The 2,095-nt window shown below is 74.8% G+C and carries 1 pseudogene; it reads left to right on the forward strand.

What is annotated here, in order from left to right:
• Window positions 1–112: 112 nt before the first annotated feature.
• Window positions 113–2,095 (forward strand): annotated as a pseudogene (locus tag HUW36_RS31585) (hypothetical protein); the annotation flags it as partial.

A 2,095-nucleotide genomic window follows, 5' to 3' on the forward strand; every position in this document is an offset into this window, starting at 1 on the left:
GACCAACGCCGCCCCGGCGCGCCCCGCCCCGGACGGCACCGCCCCCGTCGACGCCGGCCCGACCGGAACCAGCCCGGACCGAACCCGGCCACGCGGACCGGACCTGTCGGCGGTGACCACGCTCCGGGCAAACCTGCGGCCCGGCGGCGCGGCCGAGTCGTACACGATCGACGCCGACCGGTCCGCGCTGACCGTCACCGGTGACCTCGCGGGCGTCACGGCCGCGCTCTACCGGCTGGCCGACCGGATCCGCTCCGGCGCGGAGGTGCTGCCGGCGGCGGAGGTGGGTCGACCGGTCACGCCCCGGCTGGGGCTGCGGTTGACCGACGCGGGCTCGGTCGGCCGCGAGCCGGACCCGGTGGCGTTCGCGGCCGGCGACGACTACAGCCTGAACACCGACGTCGTCGCCCCGGCGCTGCTGCCCCGGGCGCCGTGGGTGGACGCCGCCGCGGTGGCCCGGATCGACGCGCAGTTCCGGCAGTTCGTCGACCACGCCGTCGCGCGGGGCTACAACGGCGTCGTGGTGCCGGGGTTCCTGGAGTACGTCACGTTCGCCGGGGTCGGCGACGGGCACGCGGTCTACCCGGTCGGGGACCCGCACGTGGATCGGGCGCGGGCGATGGTCGCGGCGTTCGCCCCGGTCTTCCGGTACGCCGACGAGATGGGCCTGCGGGTCTTCCTGCTCACCGACATGCTCGCGGTCTCACCACCGCTGGAGAGGTACCTGGAACGGACCGTCGGCGGGCTCGATCCGACCGATCCCCGCCTCTGGGCGGTCTACCGGGCCGGGCTGACCGAGCTGTTCGGGAGCATGCCGTTCGTCGCCGGCCTGATGGTGCGCATCGGCGAGGGCGGCGAGGTCTACGCCGGCAGCGGCTGGGACTACACGTCGAAGCTCGCGGTCACCTCGCCCGCCGGCGTCCGCGCCATGCTGCGGGCGCTGCTCGACACGGCGGGGCCGGCCGGCAGGGAGATCATCTTCCGGAGCTGGACGGTCGGTGTCGGCGCGGTCGGCGACCTGCACACCAACCCCGAGGCGTACGCCGAGGTGCTGGGCGGGTTCGACGACCCGCACCTGATCGTGTCCACCAAGTACACGCTCGGGGACTTCTACAGCCACCTGCCGCTGAACACCACGCTGCTCGGCGGCGCGCACCGGCGGATCGTGGAGTTCCAGGCCCGGCGCGAGTTCGAGGGGTTCGGCGCGCTGCCCAACGACCTGGGTCCGCTGCACCGCGACGCGCTGCGCGCGTTCCTCGCCGCGAACCCGCGCGTGGAGGGGGTGTGGAACTGGACCCAGGACGGCGGGCCGCTGCGCGCCGGACCGATGTCGCTCTACCTGCGTTCTGGGTTCTGGCAGCTCTACGACCTGAACACGGACACGGTGGCGCGGCTGGCCTGGGACCCGGACACCGACCCGGCCCAGGTGACCGCGGAGTGGGCGTACCGGACGTTCTCCGCCGACCCGGGCACCGTCGCGGCGATCGGGCAGGCGATGGCGCTGTCCCGGACGGCGGTCACCACCGGCCTCTACGTCGGCCCGTACGCGGACACCTCGGTACGGGCCCTCGGGCTGGAACCGCCCCCGATGATGTGGATCTTCGAGTGGGACATCCCGACCGGTGACTCCGCGGCCCTGGACAGCATCTACGCGGTGGCCCGGGATCGGGTCGACGCGGCGGTCGCCGAGGGCGACGAGGCCGTCGCGACGGCCCGGCGGATGCGCGACCTGGTGGCCGGCACCGACCCGGCCACCTGGCGGGACGCCGGCCTGCGGCAGCGGTTCGTCGACACGCTCGACTACCAGGTGGACCTGTTCGTGACGCTCGGCGCCTACCGGACCATGGTGCTGCGGCACGCGCAGTGGCTGGACACCGGCGCCGACGCGGCGTACGCGCAGTGGCGGTCGGCCGCCGACGCGTACCGGCAGGCACGCGACCACCACCGGCAGCGCTACGGCGGGGACCTCGACCTGCCGGCGTACCGCTTCACCGCGGCCGACCTCGGCGCGCAGCGGGCGGACCGCGACCCGGCGGTGGCCTGGGTGGCGCGGGCGCTGCTGGTCCTGGTCGCGATCGTGGTGGGATGGGGTCTG

Origin of the sequence: Micromonospora maritima, assembly GCF_902825405.1 — a bacterium.
Taxonomy (GTDB): Bacteria; Actinomycetota; Actinomycetes; order Mycobacteriales; family Micromonosporaceae; genus Micromonospora; species Micromonospora maritima.